Raw genomic sequence first — 20,261 nt, forward strand, 5'->3', positions numbered from 1 at the left:
GCTGCTTGGCAGCCTTAGAAGGAATTCTCGTGCGGGGTTTCCTGAGCAATTAAAAAAGAAGGTTATCCATTATGGACAACCTTCTTGTTAGATGATTAATTAACTTGATACTCTTCAAAAATCACATGTCCGTTTTCTTTTTTTGCCATGAATAAACGGATTTTCTTTTTAATGGAGTTTAGATTCAACAATGTTTTGGCTACTTGTTGTAAATCCATCAATTGTGACTTAGTGAGCACTTCTATCAGTGATTGTAAAATGCCACTGGCTTTTTTCTTAATCGCGCGATAGCCAGAGCAATCCTCATGGTTGATCAATACCAATGTTTCAATGGTATTAAATCTTTCCAGGAGATACTCAATTTGCTCTTTCGTGATCTTGAAATGCTTGGGCAAAGCTGTAACTTCGGATAACGAAGCAATGGAACCAGGGATTACTATAGTAACATATTCACCGGGTGCATAACCGAGGCAACCCTGTTCACAAGAACCTTCAATAAACATTTGAAAGGCTTTTTGAAAACGCGGATCACTACAATGAATGCAAATGGCTCGCGGTGAAGCTGTTAAATCCAAAGGAAATACTATCTGATCTTTTTGATCTTTCAGCTCACTTTGAATCTCACTCATGACTTCTCCGCTGGTTGATCGTCGGGCACAGATGTCTTACCAATTAATTTACTGGTAGCTTCTGCATCCAATCCGATTTTGCTTAACAATGTTGAAAAATCAAGACCCATGGATTTTGCCACGGTGATAAATTTCAACAACATCCCGGGAACTAAATTGGTTAATTGATCAACTCCCTTACCATTACCGCCAACATCGACGATATTGAGGGAGTCAATATTACCCAGAGGAGCTGCGATAGCCGATAGTGCTTCTTTCATTATTTTAGCTATGGCATCACCACCGGTTTCAAATAAATGCGGGGCGCGATCCAGTATCATCATTAACTGCGACTTATCGTCCAGCGCTTTCAATGCCTCGGCTAATTTCTGAGTTGCTTCAGCGTCGGCTTTTTTACCCTCGGCTGCGGCAAGAAGTCTAGCTTTCTCACCTTCGGCTTCAGCTAATAATTTAGCTTTCTCACCTGCGGCTTGAGCGGTTAGGGTAGCTAGCTTGCGCGAGGCTTCACCTTCACCGATGTTTATTTCTGATTCGCGCTTAGCTAACGCGTCGATTTTTAGAGCTTGCGCTGCGCCTTCGGCTTCAATCGTTCTCTTGGCTTTCTCACCTTCGGCAACAATTGATACTCGTTGTTTTTCAGCTTCGGCTTCTTTAATAACAGTTGCACCCAGCTGCTTTTCCATACGAATCGCCTCTTTCTCCTGAACATGTATCTGTGCTTCTTTTTCTGCAGCATCACGTTCAGCTTGTTTAACGCGGAGTGTTTTTTCCTGCTCAGCGCTAGCGATACCAAAAGCATTTTCTGCCTTTGCTCTTTCAGTATCGGATTGGACTTTGTATTGAGCTTTTTTGATCTCTTTATTGGCGTCAGCTTCCGCTATCATAGCAGCGTTTTGCGACTGAACAATAGAAGCTTCCTTCTGGGCATCACTTACTTTAATCTGCTGATCACGAGTAGCTTCCGCTACTTTGATCTCAGCGTCTCTCTTAGCTTCGGCAACCGCCTGTTTACCCAGGGCATCGATGTAACCCTCGTCGTCCTTAACATCTTGAACAACCAAAGTAAGAATCTGAATACCCAACCGTTTTAATTCTTCCGATGATTCCGCTACCGTTTTTTTGTTGAATTCATCACGTTTACGCAATAATTCATCAATAGAAGAATTACCGACAATAGAACGGAGATGTCCCATCATGATATTTTTAACAACAGCTGCGACTTCTGCTGCTGATTTATTGAGAAAATTGGAAGCAGCATTGATCAGATCTTCTTCGGCAGTAGAGATTTTACAGGTGGCAACGCCACGAATAGTCATCTTAACGTTATCCTTGTTGGGGATAGCGTTCTCTTCAATATTTATCTGAAATACCGAAGTAGGAAATTCTTTGTAGCTTTCTACGAAGGGAATCAGTACTTTCCCACCGGATAATAATACTTTGAAACCGCGATGCTGTATTTGACCATCAGCACCCTTATATGGATAGCTACGACCATAGAAAATACCAGCAAAATCTGGTGGAATTTTCTTGTACCTTGAAGCTATGACACGGAGTGTGGCTAAAAAAGCCACAACAATTAAAAGTATTAAAACCGGAACAATCCAATTAGCAAGAGCACCTGATATAGCGTTCATAAACAGATCCTTTTTTTGATGAGTGAAATATTATTTATTGAACAAAAACTGACGAACCAGAGGTTGATACTATTTTAACCTCAGAGCCTTTGGCAATTGGCTTATTATTAATGGACCTGGCAATATAATTCATATAACCATTGTCCATATCTACACCGACTTCACCGGGTGCATTAGTATCTATTCCAATTGTAACTATAGCCGTACGGCCAATAGCTGTTGATGTTTTAATATTACTGGAAGCTTGTTGCTTATAAATTAATACTAGCAAGCCCCACATAATCAAACCAACAAGAATTCCGGAACCAACACCCCCAAGAGCGCATACTGGATAGCTATAATCATAAAATCTGAAAGTGCCGCCGGCACCGCCAAAAACCATGATAAAAGTAGCAATAACTTTACCGGAAAAAATCGATACCGTTGCTTCGTTACCGGAATGATCATCACCATCGTGATCGTGATCTTGATCAAATGAATGATCATCACCATCGTGATCGTGTCCAAAAATAAATGCGGCCATTAGGTAAAGAAAGCCTGCCAGCCCTAAAGAAAAAAAGATGTACATTTGAGCTCCTATGATTTGTTATTGTAAGTTGTCAATTAACGTTAGTGTATATAATACACAACGTAGTAGCTTAGCAAGAAAACTTAAATTTGTCAAATATTTTCAAATAAATTAATAAAAAACAGCCCTTTTAGCTGCTTTTCTAATAGTATCAACAAATAAACTCTACTTTTTTCGAAAAACTCTGCTGATATGCCAAGCAATACCAATAATAATCAAAACTATTATCCCGACGTTGAATTTATCCCACCAGGGCCCGAGTTGATTCCAATTATTTCCCAAAACCACTCCTAAAAAAACCAAAATATAGCACCAAATTAATGAGCCAATAAATCCAGAGATAGTAAACTTCCAAAAATGACCACGGGAAATACCCACAACAATAGATATATAAGTACGCACAACTGGTAACATCCGTGAGACAAAATAAATTGCATTACCGTGTTTTTCTAATAAATGATCTACCAACTCAATATCACGATTAGATATTAATAGCCACTTACCATGCTTCATGAGAAATGGTCGACCTAATATATAGCCAAGATAATAAGAAATGATACCGCCAATAACACAGCCAAAGGCACCAACTATCGCGGCTAGATGATAGTTCATTTGCCCGTGACTAGCTAAGAAACCAGCATAGGGCAATATTACTTCCGATGGAATGGGAATATTAGCGGACTCTAAAGTCATCAAAAACAACACGCCGAAATAATGCCAACTATTAATAATATCGGTAACAATGCTTGTAACAAAATGAATGATTTCCGTCATAACTACTTACTATTGTAATACATATTCCATATTTAATAAAACTCGCTCGTTTTATCAGCTCGTGCTACCCATGTTGTTTTCAACTGAAGATGGGTTTGCATAAGTTCACTTACATATTGGAATCATTAAGAGATCCAAATGTATGCAAATAGGGATTAAGTATTATAATTGCTCTGGATTTGGTAGATTATATGAATATGCTCATAAGCAAATTCATATGATTACTAAAGAAGCTAAACAACGACTTAAAATTATCCTTTTCTGGCAGAACTGTGGTCTTAGGGCAACTATATCTGCCTTTGGGGCCAAACAGTCCATTCTCTACAAATGGCGTAAAGTATATAGAGATTCTGGTTGTCAGTTAGCAAGCCTTAATCCTGGCAGTCAGGTCAGAAAAACAACCAACAAACGAGAAGTTAACCTAGATATTCTCGGCGAGATGAAACGATTAAGATTAGCAGTATGTCCTAATATGGGTAAGGCTAAGATCAAGAAGTTTCTCGACCCATTCTGTTGTTTAAATAACCTACCCATCTATTCAGAGTCCAAGATAGGTAGAATAATTAAGGAAAAGAAGATTTATCATCATCGACAGAGGGTCTATCATAATGGAACAATTAAAATCATTAAGAAACAAAAGAAACTAAGAAAACCAAAGGAATTAGTGGTTAATAGCCCAGGTGATTTAATAGAGATAGATACTGTTGTTAGGTTTGTCTCTGGTCTAAAAAGATATATTATTACAGCAGTGGATACCTTTGGTCGCCCAGCCTTTGCCTATACTTACAATCGAGCAGGTGGTGCCAACGCTCGAGACTTCTTCAAAAAGCTAGAAGAAGTGATGCCCTTTAAGATTAAATCAGTGCAAACAGACAATGGTAGTGAGTTCCATCTTTATTTTAGAAAGTATTTGCAGGAACGAAATATTACTCATTACTATAACTATCCTGACCGATCATATCGTAACGGACACATAGAAAGGTTTAACCGAACAATTCAAGAAGAGTTTGTTGATCAGAGTGAATTTCTACTGATCGACCTAAATGTATTTAACTCAAGATTAATAGACTATTTACTATGGTACAATACTAAAAGACCACATTGGAGTCTTAATCTAGAATCACCTGTGGATTATTTAATTAAAAATAACTTTATTTCCAATATGTGCTGGACTAATACAGGTTTATCTTTTAACTACCTTAAGATATAATATAGTAGTTATTAATTATATCTCATGAACAAAAAGAACCAATTAAAAAAAATAGTAATCTTTATTCTACTGTCTTGTGCACTTAAATTCTTTTTTACCGATCAAATCATCGAGCAAGAGTACAATTCTTTGGTCAAGCTCGGGGCCATCATTATAGTATTTGTTATTGGTATTGGTTTTGTCTTCCAAAATACCACACATATTATTGAAGAGACGACTGATGTCTTAAAAGACCGAACAAAGTTGGCTGGGGGCTTTCTCCAAGCCTTTGGCACTGCCTTTCCTGATATGGTACTGGGTATTGTCGCGGCTTTCCTAAGTTTACAGCTTCGTGATCATGATTATTTACGCGCCATTAACCTGGCTATTATCGCTGCCTCCACTACTTTTGGCTCTAATATTTATAATATAATTCATGCCACTTGGTGTGTTTATCGTCAAAATGTTGCCGATAAAAAAATCAGATCATTGCTATGTTTCCCGGCTTGCCGTTTGGTGGCAATTTAACACCCGTCAAGAAACATTCTGTGAAACCAAGCCCCCGAGAACTTGGTCGGGCCATTGATATTTTGACGGTCCTTACTGTTCTGACAGCAGCTGTGGCCCTGAGCATGGTACTTTTTGGTAGTGTTAGTAATAGACCAGAGATGATCCAGGGCGACCTGTATCAATTGATTAGACCGATTGGTATTATTCTCTTTATCTTATGTATCGCCATCCTCTATATTTATCGTCGCGGCGAAAAAGCCGAATCACCAGTAAAAGAAATAGCCGAAGAAGAAAGATATTACGCCACCCGATCTAACTTTCGCATCTGGCTGGACCTGGGTTTGGCTGGTATAGCTATTCTCTTTACTGCTGAAAGTATGGTTACCTCAATGGAAGTATTTTCTGAAATTACTGGCCTTCCTTTTGTCTTAACTGGTATCGCCGCCGGTCTCATTGGCTGTTTTGGCGAAATGATGGTAGTGCACAATTTCACGGTTCATCCCAAGGGAAGAATTGGTGATGCTATCATGGGTGTGGCCATGGATAATATTGTCACCACGTTAGGCGCTGCTATCGTCGCTATTATGGGTGGTATATTTTTGGGAGGTAACTCTTTAATTTTAATCTTTATTATTATTTTGGCAGCTAATACTATTTTGATTCAGCAAATATCTAAGTTCAAAAACAACTTACTAGCTACCAAGGTAGCTAGTAAAAAAATTGCTGCTTAGTTTCTATTTATTCTCCTACTATTTAAAAACTCCTGAACCAGGAGTTTTTTTATTATTCCGATAATTTATTTACTAACATCGTCGCCCACTGTGCTGCTCTTTTCTTCTCTGCTATCAAATCATGCTTTTGGGGTTCCAAAAAATCAATTTTACCAACAATGATATTGTCTTTCAGCTGCTCCTTCATTTTATCTAGGGTATTTCTTTTGCCACCGCCATGACAACAAAATACTGCCACCTTCTTATTTTGTAATTTAACAAGCGAAAAAAATGTACTGAGCGGTGGGGCGAAAGTATAGGCCCAAACAGGTGTGCCAATAATAATAAAATCATAATCGCGGGGATCTATCAGCCAGTCTCGAAGCTCTGGCTTCACTCCCATCACCACTTGTCTACCACCCCAAAAATATTTCATCAAACCAGTAGCCTTTATTTCCTCCTGAGGTTTCAAAACTAAAATATCAGCGCCAATAGCATCGGCCATCGCCTCAGCCATTGCTTGAACATTGCCGGACAAAGAATAATAAACAATTAATTTTTTCATGATGTTATTATAGCAACAGTGAGGGTAAAAGTTAAGATTATTATTCTTTACTGCGTCTTTTATCTAATTAGTATATAATATCAATTAGTTTTAATAGCAATAAATCCATGTCTTTAATCAATGAAATAATTAATTTACCAGCTCCCCTCTTAAGTCATTGGGGGTACTTAGTTATTCTCTTTGCCGCTCTACTGGAAACAGCACCACTCTTTGGCCTGCTGATACCCGGACAGTTAATAGTCATTCTGGGTGGATTATTAGTGAAATTAAAAATTTTAGAAATTGGTGATGTGATCTTTATTTCCGCATTCGGCGCTATTGCGGGCGACTATTTTGGCTATCTAATAGGCAAAAAATATGGTTACGCCTTTATTACTAAATTTGGTAAATATTTTTTCCTCAAAGAAGAGCGGTTTAAAAAAATTCAGCCCTTAGTTAATCAAAATCTTGGTCAAGCTTTAATTATTGGCCGTTTCAATTCTCTGACTAGAGCTTTTGCTCCTTTTGTGGCCGGTGCTAGTAAAATACCCTTAATTAAATTTCTAATCTACAATATCGTTGGTGGACTTAGTTGGTCAATCGTTTTCGTAATGATCGGCTATCTATTTGGTGCAAGTTATGAAGTCCTGGCACCGCATCTTGGTCGCTATATATTTTTGGCCACACTTATCAGTGCTGTATTGATCTATCTTTATAAATATATCAACCGTAAAAAAAGTATTTTTTATCGCTATCACCTATACGCCCTACTGACTAGCATTGGTTCTCTTTATCTTTTTGCAAAATTGATCGAGGATGTCATTGATCAAGAATTAGTTACTCATTGGGACGTTTGGATTAATCAAAACGTTATTCATCTTTGGCAACCGACATTAAATAAAATAATGATTTTCATTACTAACATTAGTAGTCCCACCGTTATGATCATTCTCGCCGCAGGCTTACTGCTATCCCTACTGTATAGAAAAAGGATTTACTACTCGTTACTTTTACTCTTTGGTATGGCTGGTGGTCTAGTACTAGAAATACTCACCAAGCTTATCGTTCAAAGGGCTAGACCGATTAATGGTTTATTGACAATTTCTTCCTACAGCTTTCCTAGTGGCCACGCTACCATGGCTCTGCTTTTCTTTTCTTTGGTAATTTATATTTTTCATAACGATTTTAACAATAAAATAATAAAAAACTTATTCATTGGTGTTAATGTTTTGTTAATCTTACTAATTGGTTTTAGTAGAATTTATCTTAATGTCCACTGGCTTAGTGATGTTTTGGCGGGATTAGCTCTGGGGCTCTTTTGGCTGACTGTTTTAATATTAATATTCCGAGTCCTGATGTCACTAGCCAACACAACGCTGGAAACAATAAAGCATCTCCTTAAAAAAGCTAACCATTTGCCATCCTGATAATTCATCTATATAATACTCTTACACGTTAATGAGCTGGGAGTCATGTCGCCCAGCCAGTGTCTGGAAGAAGGTTCGTCTGACGGACTGTGTAAAGCCAGCGGTTGGCACCGTTATAGCTGAAAATTAAGCGCCTATCCATGTCTTTGGCTAGGAATTAAGGTGGTACCGCCTCACTTGAGGTCCTTATAAATAAGGACTTTTTTTATTTAGACAACTTAATTAAATACCAATTATAAGTTATCATTATAATACTATGGAAATGCCAAAAAATTATTCAGCTGGTGACTACGAACAATCGATCTATCAACAATGGGAAGAGTCCGGTTTTTTCAATCCCGATAATCTAACTTGGGCCAAGAAACCCTTCTCGATTGTCTTGCCGCCGCCAAATGCTACCGGCATACTACACCTGGGACACGCTTCGATGTTAGCCTACCAAGATGTACTAATTCGTTATCATCGCTTACTGGGCGAGAAAACATTGTGGCTACCAGGAACTGATCACGCCGCTATTGCCACCCAAAATGTGGTAGAGAAAAAAATTGCTCAGGAAGAAAATCTAACCAAGGAACAGCTGAGACGTAACGCTTTCTTAGCACGAGTTCGTAACTACGTAGCCAATTCGCAAAACACTATTCATAAACAGTTGCGAGCCATGGGATCTTCTTTAGATTGGAGTCGTGAACGCTATACGCTAGACGATGGTTTATCGCGGGTGGTAACTACTGCCTTTAAAAAAATGTACGACGATGGTTTAATCTGTCGTGGTTATCGTATTGTGAATTGGTGCCCGCGCTGCCAATCAACACTTGCTGACGATGAAGTGGAGTATAAGATACAAAAAACACACTTATATTACTTACAATACGGCCCGGTGGTAATAGCTACAACTCGTCCAGAAACCAAAATCGGTGATACGGGACTGGCGGTTAATCCGCACGATCAGCGGTACCAGCACCTAATCGGCCAAACATTAAAATTTTCTCTTGGTGATATAGAGCTATCAGTCAAATGCTTTGCCGATGAATCGGTTGATCCGGAATTTGGTACCGGTGCTATAGGTGTCACGCCAGCACATAGTACTATTGACTATGACTGGGCTCAGAAATACGATTTAGCGATTGTTAAAATTATTGACGAGCGCGGTAATATGACTAAAGAAGCTGGGGCGTATGCTGATCTATTAGTTACTGAGGCTCGCAAAAAATTCCTTCTAGCAATTGAACAAGCCGGACAGTTAATAAAAATTGAAAATTATGAAAATAATTTGTCTGTTTGTTATCGTTGTGGCACCGCGATTGAGCCACTGCCTTCCGAACAATGGTTTGTGGATGTCAATAAAAAAATACCAAAACTCAAAAAATCTTTAAAAGAACTATCGTTAGCAGTGGTGGAGAAAGGGTTGGCTGATGACCCTAATAAAAAAATTGTGATTATACCGGAAAATTTTACCAAAGTTTATCTGCATTGGATGACAAACCTACACGACTGGTGTATTTCTCGTCAAATCTGGTGGGGTCACCGTATCCCCATTTGGTATTGTTTACAATGTGGCAAAATTTCTGCAGATAATGAGCCTCGGAGCAAGTGGTTTCTTGTTCGTCATGGCGAAACCGATATGAACAAAGAGAATAGACTGTATTACCAAGATAACGATATTGATATGCCTTTAAATGAACAAGGAATAATGCAAGCGGAGGAATGTGCACAAGAACTAAAAAAACAAAAAATTGACCTTATTATTACCTCTCATTACTTACGCGCTCAACAAACAGCACAAGTTATTGCCCGGGTAACAGGAGCAAAAATTATTCTTGAGGAAAACTTTCGTGAACGTAATACTGGCAATGCTCAGGGCATGACTTCTGCGGAAGTAAAAACAAAATTTCCCAACTTCTATGAATATGCTGATAAATCAGCCAATCAGGAAAATTATCAAGAAATGGAAGAAAGAATGTGGGAATCTTTTTCTCAACATTATGCCCAACACAAAGATAAAAACGTGGTTATTGTCGGTCATGGCGGTGCCTTTCGTTCGCTGATACGAAAAATAAAAAACATTGACCCTGTAGATATCAGAACAAAAATTAACCTGCTATCCAATTCTCAACCTTTTCAGTTAGACATTCTTCAGCCGTGTTCTGGGTGTCATAGTCATTTTTTTGAACAAGATCCAGATACGCTAGATACTTGGTTTTCCTCAGCTCTTTGGAGTTTTTCTACTTTAATGAACGGTGAATATCATGGTAGTTGGCAAGAGTGGCTAAAAAATAGTCCTGATTTGCAAAAATATCATCCTCTTAATGTTATGGAAACAGGCTATGATATTTTATTCTTTTGGGTAGCCCGTATGATTCTGATGACTACTTATCTGATTAATGACATACCATTTCAAACAGTTTATTTACATGGATTAATTCGCGACAAACAAGGTCGGAAGATGAGTAAGTCGTTGGGTAACGGCGTAGATCCTATTGTCATGATTGAAAAATATGGCGCTGACGCCTTACGTTTAGCTATATTAGTAGGCGCTACGCCAGGCAATGACACTAGGCTTTACGATGAAAAAATTGAAGGCTATCGTAATTTTATCAATAAGCTATGGAATATTTCCCGCTACATTTTTAACAATACAAAATCAATAAATATTATTAAGCAACAACCAAAACCAAAAACTGCGGCCGATCATTGGATTATTAATGAATTAAATTTGTTAATCACCGCAGTTAGCGACGATCTTAATAGTTATCGCTTTTCTTTAGCTATTGAAAAGCTCTACGAATTTACCTGGTCAAAATTTGCTGATTGGTATTTAGAAATTAGTAAAATAGAAAAAAACAAAGAAGATATCTTGCTTTATATTTTACAAACTCTGCTAAAATTATGGCATCCATTCGCGCCTTTTGTTACTGAAGTATTGTGGCAAAAAATGAGTTCCGAATTAATTATGGTTGAAAAATGGCCAGTTGTTTCGGCACTAACAAAAATTGATCAGAGCTTTCAACAACTACAAGAAATAATCAATAAAATTCGATCAGCTAAAGCAGAAAATAAAATTGACCAAGTCAAAATTATTGACCTATACTTAGCAGAGCAATTAGACACTACTTCTTTGCAAATTATCAGCCAATTAGGCAGAGTTAATATTGTGCAACAGGCACTAGATAATTGGTTAACACTACCACTAAGTAATAATCTAATCAAAATTGCCATTGATCGTGATGAGGCTGAACAAATCCACCGATCTAACATCAATCAACTACAAAACAACATTAGTTCGCAACGGGCAAAGCTAGCGAATGAACAATTTATTAATAACGCACCATTGGAAATCATCGAGGAAGAAAGAAAAAAATTGACTGAAGCAGAAAAAAAACTAGCTCAGATTTCTTAATAATCTCCTGTACAATTAAAAACCCCGTACCATATGGTGCGGGGTTAACCAAAATTATTTCTTGTTCTTTTTTGGTTTCTTAACGTTCTTCTTTTGAGCGTTATTGCCTTTGGCCATAAAATTTTATGATTACTTGAATTAACTTCTTAAGTATAGCAAAGTTTTTAAAAAAAAGAAAAAAGGAAAACTAACTTATTATTAATATGCTAAATGATTACTTATTCAGCCAGCAATCTTTTTTTATTCTTTTGACAACTTTCTATTTCTGTAATTACCGGATGATTAGCAACCACCCTTTCAATATTATAGGTACCTAGTTGCCGACCATTAATATAAGCGGAGGCGGCAACTTCCGCCAAAATACCAGAATTAATCCATTCCATAAACCACTGATGAACATAACTGATTGGTTCTTGATCAATGCCTCGTGATTTAGCTAATAACCAACGACGATTATATTTTTCCTGCGATCCAATGCACTGTGCCATAATTATCGGGAGACCAAGTGCGGAATAAAAGCTCAGTTCACTGGGCTTACTCCACAGCGCGTCGGTATCTCTTAAAGACTTGGTAAATAGTTCAAAATATTTTGTCTTCTCTGGTGCATAAATTATTCTAATGCCATTATCTATTAAATTTTCCATCTTTAATTCACGAATAATACGATTAAAATACTGAAAAACATCTTTTCTGCTACCAGCTATTAAATTAATAATTAGTCTTTTTTCATAAAGCTCAGCTTTTAGGCTGGTTAAAATTTTATACGCCATATACTTTTGCGCTCCAGCACCCCCCACCGCAAAAGCAATCGTCAGTGGCCGATGGCTGATTACTCGCTGACCGCAATGTCGTAAAAATTGATAAACTCGACTCTTGTCTCTAGCTTGATATTTTTTCTGCGGATCTAGGTTGGCAATACGAATACTGAGATCATGTTTTACGAGATCCATTTTTTCACCACCAATGATCTCTTTGGGTAAAGGAAAACCGGTTAGATAAATATTTTCTTTTTTCACACCATAAAGCAAAAGGCGTTCTTGCACACGATGACAGGGCACTAAATATTTGATTCTGCTTTTACCCGGCTGCAAAGCAGCCCAGGCACGACTAACGTCAGTATCACAAAGCACTAAATATATTTCGTTATTAAAACCATTTTCCTCGGCAATATAAGCAACGGTGAAAAAGGTAGTAACTAAAGGCAACTGCTGTTTATTCAAATACTCAACTAAATGTTTACCCCAACCCAGAGCAATAGAACGATACACTGTTTTTAATTGTAGGGTTGGTTTTGATAAATCACGACGAGGATAAAAATTTGGTATTTTTTGAAAATAATCAAAAGCGGCAAATAAATATGTTCCGATCAGGGGAATATTATTCAAACGGGAAACATATTCATAAAACTTGCTGGAACCATTCCATAATTGCAAATCAGCCGCTGGTATACCGGGATAATTGTTGGCCAAAATAATCTGACCATCAGGACTTAAATGTCGTAAGGGATAAGCGGCTCGCAAATGACCATAGCCCATGTCTACCGCTACCACTGAAGCTCGTTTCCACATAAATTATTTTCATCATTATTATATCTGATATTTGCTAAATAATGAAATTATTGAATACTGAGTTAAGATCATCTCTGGCTTTATTTGACAAAAAAATCATTCCTGCTAATATTAACTTAATTATTCTTTAATAATCCAATGAGGAAAGCATGGAAATGGAAATAACAATGCGAGCCGTTCTCTCGACGCGTTACTTTGAGGCTAAGCAGGAATTTAATATCACGCGATTAATCGAGGGCGTTTTCGATCAACTGGCTCAAAATCTGGTTTATCGTGGCCAAGATCTGACTTCTGTCACTCAGCTATACTATCGTATCGACTCGGAACCCAGCGATTGCTATGAAAGTGGTTATAATATTCTCGCAGTTTTTGATTATGGACTGGTGATTAATCTCCATAATAACTTATTCTGGCTAACTATTTGCTGTGCTGATTGTAACTATGTCCGTTGTACCACTGAGGAAAAGATATCTTATGGACTATCCTTAGTCGTTTTACCGTTAAATATTCGAGCGAGCAATATTAATCAGAAAAAGTCCGCGACAAATTAAGTCAGCTTTTTACGGTCTTGGAAAATTCCCGGAAAATTCCCCGACAATATGCACCGATCGTCATCACAGAAAAGAGTCTGGAAGATTTCTTAATCAACCACCAACAGACTATTCTTCAAGGTCACGGTATGCACTATTGGCTCTGCTCACCAGAAAAATTAGTAACACGCATTACTAATTACTGTTTACAAAAAATGCGTAAAAAACTCTAACAAGACAAAACTGCCAGCAACGCGCTGACAGTTTTTTTTATATTCTAATAATGTCTAAAGGGCAATTATTTTAACGGTGTAAAAAAACCTTGATCCACAAAATGAAATTGATCAAGTACCGTATTCGTCGCTGGTAGAATGCCAGCAATAATTACTCTCTGACCAAAAAAATTATCAATCGTATCGCCTGGCTTGCTAATTAATTTGGCATCAATCATCATCTGCGCTTCCAACGATCCGATATAAACAGGCCAATACGAATTACCACCCAACTGAACCTGACTAAAACTGGCAATGGATGATTTTAATTGATCTGGTATATTAGTATTTGTTAATAAGTAAAAATTCTTAATAATTTCTTTTTCAGCAATTGATCTATTTAATGCCGTAGTGGTCAACTTGTTCCAGGTATTACTATTAACCAGATGATAATTATCAATAGCCGTGCCTGTTGTTTCCATAATACCAACTACTTTAACCCTGGCTAATCCAAAAAAATTATCTAAAGAATCGCCAGCGCCTTGAATTAGTTTTTCTTTTTTCATCATCGCAGCTTCGCTAGCGCCAATGATCATTTCATCATCACCCAATGTCAGTGTACCTTCCGCTACTTTAAGCGAGTCAGGTAATTTCTCAACAGCCAGAAATAGCTTCGGATTGCCCTCGGCAAAGTTCATTTTTGCTTGTCCCTTAGCAATTAAATTATTCAACGACGATGCTGTTTCCCAAGAAACTGCGAGCGCCATACCTTTATTCTCCATGCCAGAACTAAACCGAGCAAATTCCAAGAATATACCCGTAAAAAGCAAAACCATAACCAATGGCGCGATCAGTGATACGTAGTTACGTTTACCCGGACGGAATAACTTCAACAACAGAGAATTAGATACCACTGAGATAGATGATAGGGCCATGGTAAGTCCAGCAAGTTCTGGTTTGAGAATTAATCCAAAAGCTACAAACACTCGAGCTGCTACTGGTATGCCAATAACATTATAAAACAAAGCAAAGAACATATTTTGTTTTATCTTGCTCATGGTTTCCCGAGACAACTCAAACGCCGTCACTACGTCATTAAGATCGTCTTTCATGATCACTACACCGCCAGTTTCCATCGCTACATCAGTACCAGATCCCATAGCAATACCCAAATCGGCTTGCGCTAAAGCCGGCGCATCATTAATGCCATCGCCAACCATAGCAACTTTTTTACCAGTTGCTTGTATCTTCTTTACTTCCTTAGCCTTATCTTCTGGTAAAACCTCCGCCAAGACATTAGTAATACCCACCTGAGTAGCAATCGCCTGCGCAGTTCTTTCGTTGTCGCCGGTGATCATATAAACTTCAATTCCTAATTTTTGTAACTTAGCCACAGCTTCCCGCGAGGTATTTTTAACTGTATCGGCAACAGCTACCGCACCAATAATACTTTCACGACTAGCGATAATCATTGCTGTTTTTCCTTGCTCTTCTAGTCTCTCTAATTTACGATTGATTTTATCCAACGATAATCCCAAAACGCTAACCATCAAACGCCGATTACCAATATAGTATTTAACCCCCCTGATATCACCTTCTACGCCATGTCCGGGAATAGCTTTAAAATTTTCTACTTCCTCTAGATCAATATTTTCTTCCTTGGCATAAGCACAAATAGCCTCAGCTAATGGATGCTCGGATAATTTTTCTAAACTAGCAGCGACGCTGACAATTTCATCTTGATCTGATTGACCAAAATTAAGTACCTCGGTTACCTCTGGTTTGCCTTTGGTGAGCGTACCGGTTTTATCAAAGACAACAGCCTTTATCTTACACGCTGCCTCTAGTGGCTCACCACCCTTAATCAAAATACCATATTCCGCTCCCTTGCCAGTGCCCACCATTAAGGATGTTGGCGTCGCCAAACCAAGAGCACAAGGACAAGCAATCACGATAACAGCCGTGAAGGCCATTAAGGCAAAAGCTAAACTAGCGCCAAGAAAAAAGTACCAAACAATAAAAGTAACAATAGCAACTACGATAACGGTTGGTACAAACCAAGCTGAAATCTTATCAGCGAAGCCTTGAATTGGCGCTTTGGATCCCTGGGCCTCTTCAATTAGACGAATGATTTGTGCTAATGATGTCTCGCTACCTACACGCGTTGCTGTAAATTCAAAACTACCAACCTTATTAACGGTACCAGCAGCAACCATGTCACCAATATTTTTTTCTACTGGCAATGACTCACCAGTCAACATTGATTCGTCTACTGCTGATGAGCCCTTAACTATTTTACCATCCACTGGAATTTTTTCTCCTGGCCGAACAACTACAATATCACCATGAACAACCTCATCAATAAGGATATCTGAAACAATACCATTTCGTATCACGCGCGCGGTCTTTGCCTGTAAGCCCATTAATTTTTTTATGGCTTCAGAAGTTCTACCTTTAGTGCGAATCTCTAGCCACTTACCCAAAACAACGAAGGTGATCAAGAAAGCCGCCGTCTCAAAATAAAGTTCGGGAATTTTACCGCCCAATCCAATCAATGATCCGGTCTGCACAACATACAAAATATAATTAACGGTACTGTAAAAAAATGCCGTGGAAGTACCAATGGCAATCAAGGAATCCATATTAAACGTTCTCATCTTCAGTGCTGACCACAGACCGCGATAAAATCCAGCGCCAATAATAAACTGCACGGGAATAGTAAATAAGAAGGAAATAATGCCAAAATAAGGCGCCAATAATGTAGCGCCTGGTAACCACTGAAAGAAATCTAGCAACATAAAATAAAGCATTGGTAAACTAAAAGCCAAACTCCACCAAAACTTCTTTTGATAACCACGTATTTCCGTTTCCCGTTTCCGACTATCATGCTCAGTATCTTTAACATCCACTAATTCCGCGCTATAACCAGCTTTTTTGATGGTTTGCACCAAGTCACTGACCTTGGTAGTTGCTTCATTGAAAACTACCAATGCTTTTTCGGCAGCAAAATTAACATTAGCTTGCTGGACGCTAGGCATTTTTTTTAAAGCTCGCTCTATTAATCCTGCGCAAGAGGAGCAATGCATACCAGAGATAGATAAATTAACCCGTCCATTAGCTTCAGTGGTCGTCTCTAATTTTATTTTCAACGGCTCGCTTGCAGCAGTTTCTTTAACTACTACATCCTCTGACGATGTTGACTGATCAACACCAGTCGTTTCATTAATTACAGTGGCTTCATAACCAGCTTTTTTTATAGCTGCGATTACTTGACTATTATTAACTAAGGATTCGTCAATACCTAGACTACCACTACCTTCTTGGAAGTTAATTTTAATATTACCTATGCTGGGCAATTCTAAAAGTTCAGCCGTAATGATCTGCTCGCAGGACGAGCAGTGCATGCCACCAATTTTTAACTGTAACGTCTTCATATATTTATGCTTTAATTACTAAATAATTAGTTCCCCCTAAAATTTGTTTTATTTCTAGCAGATCAATTTCACGCTCCGCCGTTACGGTTGTTTGGCCACTGGCTAAATAAATCTTTATTTCCTGGACTCCCATTAACTTATTTAATTTAAGCGTGATGAGCTTAACGCAAGCCTCGCAGGTCATTCCTTGAATAATAAATTTATTAATCATATGTTTATTTAGTTACTTATTCAACGTTGATTACACCTCGGGGAACGCCCATGGCACAAGTTATGGAATATTGACCTTTCTTGGTGGGCGTAAAATCAAGTTCCAAGATGTTACCACTCTGTAAATACTCGGGATTATTATATAAGCCCGGTATCATAATCGTGCTCATACACCCCTGACCGTCATCCTTAACGTCAATCAAGAATTTAACTGGCATACCAGCTGTGACAGAAAAATTGTTTGGCTGGATATCCTTATTTAAAGTATAAACGGCTTTGATGATCTGTGCTGGTGTATTAGCTACTGCGTTATTATTCACACTGCCATAATCCGGCTTGGTACTATTGGCGTTAATCGGTGGGCGAGCTCCACCGCCGCAACCACCACAACCGCCACCACCAAGACCGCAGGACGATCCTTTGGTGGCTGCTTTATTATTGGTAGATGAATTGCTCGCTCCAGAAATAGGGCCGTCTGTACTTACTACATTAAATGCCCCCCGATACATACCCATACTACAAGAGAAAGGAATTTTACCTTCTTCTTGAGGAGTAAATTCAAAAATATTTTCACCGGCAACTAAATTTTCTCTAATACCCAACTTCGGCGCGCTGATACTAGCAGCACAGGAATATGGTTCCGTAACATTAATGATCCACTTAACTGGCATATCTTTTCTGATAGTAAAATTGTTTGGTGAATAGCCTGTGTAGCTCTCAGTCATTTTGACTATCTGTACACCATCTTGGATTATCACATTGGGATCTTGTGAATTTGTTACTGCGGAATTTTTGTCACCCCCCCAACTAATGCCGACTAAAGCCAGGCCATTAGATATATTGAATAGCGCAAACAAAATTACTACTACACCAGCCACCTTAAAAAATTTCCGCGCCGCAGATCCTTTCACTGCCGAAGTTATACCACCGATAGAAAGAAGTCCTGGTGCGGTACCTATGGCAAATAATCCCATAATCATCGCCCCCTGGACAAAACTACCGGTGGAGATGGCATATATTTGCATCGCTTGAGTAAATCCACAAGGCAAGAAAAAAGTGAGCGCGCCAACCATCAGGGAATTCCGATGATTGTATTCGGCGTGATGCCGATCAGTACCAAATAATTTAGCGATACCCTTGGGTAACGTCAATTTCCAAGAATTAAATTTCGGAAAAATTTCTATCAGTTGCAGACCGACAAATAACATTAAGGCACTGACAATAAAAGTTAAAAAACTTGTTATCGTTGTCGAGAGCTGAAAAATTGATCCCAGGGCTCCCAGTAAACCACCGAGAATAACATAACCGCTAATGCGGCCTAAATTAAAAAATAAATGCGGCCTAAATTTTTGACTAGTTGTAGCTTCGGGATGCTTTTCCACGTGCTTAGCGGAAAGACCAAGTACTAAACCGCCAATCAAAGCCATACAGGAAGAGAAACCAGCTACCAATCCAATCAGCACTACCGTACCAAGACTTGAAGGACTACCGCTGGTAGCAAAACCAATGTTAGTTAAGCCAAATAATTTTAAAAAACCATAAGTAATAATAACAATTACTACTGCGGTAAATAATTCTTTATAATCCTTGGGGTTACGACTAAAAAAACGTGGTTTTTCAGCAACGCCAACTTGATAGCCAGCCGCAACTACTGCTTGTTCTAAATCCTGTGCTGCTGGCTTTTGCTGGGTGTAGTATATTTCTGCCACGCCTTTATGATGCGTTACCTCGCTTTTAGTAACGTGTTTGATATGCGAAAATTGTTCCTCCAACAAAAGTTCACAGGAACGACAATGCATGCCCTTAATTGGTAAGATTATTTTTTGTAATTTATGAGTCATATTAAGATTATTTATTTAACTAAAAGATAATTAAACTGTTATCTAACAAAAATACCAAAAAGCAATGGGCTATTGGCTCTTAATATACTCATTCGCGTTTCGCGATCGTCTCTAAATGGTCAATAATTAATAACGGTGGATCATTAATTGATAACAACGAAATTGGTTTAAAAAATTGATCTTTCTCGGTAACTGTCGATAAAAACATAACAACTACTCTTTCGCCAACTCTTAATTCTTGGGGATTGGTTTGACTTGGTTCATTTTTTTGATAACAACACGGTAATAGATTGTTATTATTTTGCTGCTGCCGAGTAACCGGTACTGGCGCTGGAATACTATCGTGTGTCTGATTTGATTCTTGGCAATTATCCATACTGTTATTTGTCGTAACTACATCGTTGGCGGGTTCAGGTAGCGCTTGGGCTGCTAAAGCAATGCCGGGCAAGACAGCTAGGTGACAAAAAAATATACTCCCACTAAACAAGACTAACAAAGTCGCTAGGGCAATTATTCTTTTGTTGTTGTATTTCCGGTACATGTATATTTTAACAAGTATTAATTAATAATATGTTAGGATGGCTCTTTTTATTTACTGGCTAAAGAGGTAACTTTAAGAATTTCTTCCGTCATTTTATTTTTTATCTTACTGTCTTTGGTGGCTATAGCATTGGCAAAGCAACCATGTAAATGATCTTCCATTAACATAGAATGCGCAGACCTTAACAAACCAATTACCGCCAAATTCTGCTGCATAATATCAATGCAATACTTGCCATCCTCTTTCATAGAAATAATTTTACTCAACAAAGAGTTGGCTTTTTTAAAATTAATAAGGATCTTTTCACTATTGTTAGCCATAAATATTACTTAATGTTTATACCCACACCTGGGGTAGGGGTATGAAGATATATAATCTCTATCATTAGCCAAAAAATATTTTATGACTATCCACAGGGAAAAAGCTTTAATCAGTTTTAAAAAGGCCCATAGCCTGCTCGGTAAGATCGTGATGATGGTTGAAGATAACCACTATTGCATTAACGTGATGCAGCAAAATTTAGCGGCGATTGGCTTGCTCCGC

General features: G+C 38.2%; 17 protein-coding genes. 6 read left to right on the plus strand and 11 right to left on the minus strand.

What is annotated here, in order from left to right; genetic code table 11:
• Positions 1-95 precede the first annotated feature (95 nt).
• From COX77_02580 to COX77_02595, 4 genes are all read right to left on the minus strand, one after another.
• Entirely contained in the window at positions 96-629 is a 534-nt protein-coding gene (locus COX77_02580; GenBank protein ID PIZ99057.1) for a hypothetical protein, read from the minus strand.
• Complete coding sequence (locus COX77_02585) at positions 626-2,263, minus strand: hypothetical protein (protein ID PIZ99058.1); 1,638 nt, start codon at positions 2,261-2,263, stop codon at positions 626-628. The genes COX77_02580 and COX77_02585 overlap by 4 nt, the downstream gene beginning before the upstream one ends.
• Before the next feature lie 34 nt (positions 2,264-2,297).
• The gene (locus tag COX77_02590) at positions 2,298-2,831 is read right to left on the minus strand and encodes a hypothetical protein (GenBank protein PIZ99059.1); all 534 of its coding nucleotides are present in this window, start codon (positions 2,829-2,831) and stop codon (positions 2,298-2,300) included.
• A gap of 165 nt (positions 2,832-2,996) precedes the next feature.
• Positions 2,997-3,605, minus strand: coding sequence for an alkaline phosphatase (locus COX77_02595; GenBank protein PIZ99060.1), 609 nt, complete (start codon positions 3,603-3,605; stop codon positions 2,997-2,999).
• Positions 3,606-3,747: 142 nt separating this feature from the next.
• Between COX77_02595 and COX77_02600 the strand changes: the two genes are divergently transcribed.
• From COX77_02600 to COX77_02610, 3 genes are read left to right on the plus strand one after another with little or no spacing between them, the layout of a single operon-like run.
• Positions 3,748-4,815 (plus strand): hypothetical protein, encoded by a 1,068-nt coding sequence (locus tag COX77_02600; protein ID PIZ99061.1) that lies wholly within the window; start codon positions 3,748-3,750, stop codon positions 4,813-4,815.
• Positions 4,816-4,839: 24 nt separating this feature from the next.
• Positions 4,840-5,322 (plus strand): hypothetical protein, encoded by a 483-nt coding sequence (locus tag COX77_02605; GenBank protein ID PIZ99062.1) that lies wholly within the window; start codon positions 4,840-4,842, stop codon positions 5,320-5,322.
• Entirely contained in the window at positions 5,289-6,035 is a 747-nt protein-coding gene (locus COX77_02610; protein ID PIZ99063.1) for a hypothetical protein, read from the plus strand. Before COX77_02605 ends, COX77_02610 begins: the two co-directional genes overlap by 34 nt.
• Before the next feature lie 52 nt (positions 6,036-6,087).
• Here the strand turns inward: COX77_02610 and COX77_02615 are convergent, their stop codons facing one another.
• Positions 6,088-6,579 (minus strand): flavodoxin, encoded by a 492-nt coding sequence (locus COX77_02615; protein ID PIZ99064.1) that lies wholly within the window; start codon positions 6,577-6,579, stop codon positions 6,088-6,090.
• A 107-nt stretch (positions 6,580-6,686) separates the two neighbouring features.
• Between COX77_02615 and COX77_02620 the strand changes: the two genes are divergently transcribed.
• Positions 6,687-7,985, plus strand: coding sequence for a hypothetical protein (locus COX77_02620; protein PIZ99065.1), 1,299 nt, complete (start codon positions 6,687-6,689; stop codon positions 7,983-7,985).
• Between the two features lie 256 nt (positions 7,986-8,241).
• A complete protein-coding gene (locus COX77_02625) occupies positions 8,242-11,382 on the plus strand; it encodes a hypothetical protein (GenBank protein PIZ99066.1) in 3,141 nt (1,046 codons plus the stop codon).
• Positions 11,383-11,600: 218 nt separating this feature from the next.
• On the opposite strand, the gene COX77_02630 is transcribed toward COX77_02625, so the two are convergent.
• Complete coding sequence (locus COX77_02630) at positions 11,601-12,950, minus strand: hypothetical protein (protein ID PIZ99067.1); 1,350 nt, start codon at positions 12,948-12,950, stop codon at positions 11,601-11,603.
• A gap of 149 nt (positions 12,951-13,099) precedes the next feature.
• Here COX77_02630 and COX77_02635 point away from each other — a divergent pair, with 149 nt between their 5' ends.
• Positions 13,100-13,501 (plus strand): hypothetical protein, encoded by a 402-nt coding sequence (locus COX77_02635; protein PIZ99068.1) that lies wholly within the window; start codon positions 13,100-13,102, stop codon positions 13,499-13,501.
• A 277-nt stretch (positions 13,502-13,778) separates the two neighbouring features.
• Here COX77_02635 and COX77_02640 read toward each other — a convergent pair whose 3' ends face one another.
• The 5 genes from COX77_02640 to COX77_02660 all read right to left on the minus strand — a co-directional run bounded on the left by COX77_02640 (position 13,779) and on the right by COX77_02660 (position 20,038).
• Positions 13,779-17,126, minus strand: coding sequence for a heavy metal translocating P-type ATPase (locus COX77_02640; GenBank protein ID PIZ99069.1), 3,348 nt, complete (start codon positions 17,124-17,126; stop codon positions 13,779-13,781).
• A gap of 4 nt (positions 17,127-17,130) precedes the next feature.
• Positions 17,131-17,337 (minus strand): hypothetical protein, encoded by a 207-nt coding sequence (locus COX77_02645; GenBank protein PIZ99070.1) that lies wholly within the window; start codon positions 17,335-17,337, stop codon positions 17,131-17,133.
• A gap of 16 nt (positions 17,338-17,353) precedes the next feature.
• The gene (locus COX77_02650; GenBank protein PIZ99071.1) at positions 17,354-19,177 is read right to left on the minus strand and encodes a hypothetical protein; all 1,824 of its coding nucleotides are present in this window, start codon (positions 19,175-19,177) and stop codon (positions 17,354-17,356) included.
• An 88-nt stretch (positions 19,178-19,265) separates the two neighbouring features.
• Positions 19,266-19,625 carry a hypothetical protein gene (locus tag COX77_02655; protein PIZ99072.1) on the minus strand — a complete coding sequence of 120 codons (360 nt, stop codon included), beginning with the start codon at positions 19,623-19,625 and terminating at the stop codon, positions 19,266-19,268.
• A gap of 140 nt (positions 19,626-19,765) precedes the next feature.
• A complete protein-coding gene (locus COX77_02660; protein ID PIZ99073.1) occupies positions 19,766-20,038 on the minus strand; it encodes a transcriptional regulator in 273 nt (90 codons plus the stop codon).
• Between the last annotated feature and the right edge of the window lie 223 nt (positions 20,039-20,261).

It is taken from the genome of Candidatus Komeilibacteria bacterium CG_4_10_14_0_2_um_filter_37_10 (genome assembly GCA_002793075.1).
Classification (GTDB): Bacteria; Patescibacteriota; Patescibacteriia; order UBA1558; family UBA1558; genus UM-FILTER-37-10.

What these genes read in the sequence shown, in the direction of transcription:
- COX77_02600 (PIZ99061.1), top strand. Translation starts at nt 3,748, where the DNA reads ATGCAAATAGGGATTAAGTATTATAATTGCTCTGGATTTGGTAGATTA.
- COX77_02620 (PIZ99065.1), top strand. Translation starts at nt 6,687, where the DNA reads ATGTCTTTAATCAATGAAATAATTAATTTACCAGCTCCCCTCTTAAGT.
- COX77_02625 (PIZ99066.1), top strand. Translation starts at nt 8,242, where the DNA reads ATGGAAATGCCAAAAAATTATTCAGCTGGTGACTACGAACAATCGATC.
- COX77_02585 (PIZ99058.1), bottom strand. Translation starts at nt 2,263, where the DNA reads ATGAACGCTATATCAGGTGCTCTTGCTAATTGGATTGTTCCGGTTTTA.
- COX77_02615 (PIZ99064.1), bottom strand. Translation starts at nt 6,579, where the DNA reads ATGAAAAAATTAATTGTTTATTATTCTTTGTCCGGCAATGTTCAAGCA.
- COX77_02595 (PIZ99060.1), bottom strand. Translation starts at nt 3,605, where the DNA reads ATGACGGAAATCATTCATTTTGTTACAAGCATTGTTACCGATATTATT.
- COX77_02610 (PIZ99063.1), top strand. Translation starts at nt 5,289, where the DNA reads ATGTTTCCCGGCTTGCCGTTTGGTGGCAATTTAACACCCGTCAAGAAA.
- COX77_02635 (PIZ99068.1), top strand. Translation starts at nt 13,100, where the DNA reads ATGGAAATGGAAATAACAATGCGAGCCGTTCTCTCGACGCGTTACTTT.
- COX77_02630 (PIZ99067.1), bottom strand. Translation starts at nt 12,950, where the DNA reads ATGTGGAAACGAGCTTCAGTGGTAGCGGTAGACATGGGCTATGGTCAT.
- COX77_02660 (PIZ99073.1), bottom strand. Translation starts at nt 20,038, where the DNA reads ATGGCTAACAATAGTGAAAAGATCCTTATTAATTTTAAAAAAGCCAAC.
- COX77_02640 (PIZ99069.1), bottom strand. Translation starts at nt 17,126, where the DNA reads ATGAAGACGTTACAGTTAAAAATTGGTGGCATGCACTGCTCGTCCTGC.
- COX77_02650 (PIZ99071.1), bottom strand. Translation starts at nt 19,177, where the DNA reads ATGACTCATAAATTACAAAAAATAATCTTACCAATTAAGGGCATGCAT.
- COX77_02580 (PIZ99057.1), bottom strand. Translation starts at nt 629, where the DNA reads ATGAGTGAGATTCAAAGTGAGCTGAAAGATCAAAAAGATCAGATAGTA.
- COX77_02590 (PIZ99059.1), bottom strand. Translation starts at nt 2,831, where the DNA reads ATGTACATCTTTTTTTCTTTAGGGCTGGCAGGCTTTCTTTACCTAATG.
- COX77_02605 (PIZ99062.1), top strand. Translation starts at nt 4,840, where the DNA reads ATGAACAAAAAGAACCAATTAAAAAAAATAGTAATCTTTATTCTACTG.
- COX77_02645 (PIZ99070.1), bottom strand. Translation starts at nt 17,337, where the DNA reads ATGATTAATAAATTTATTATTCAAGGAATGACCTGCGAGGCTTGCGTT.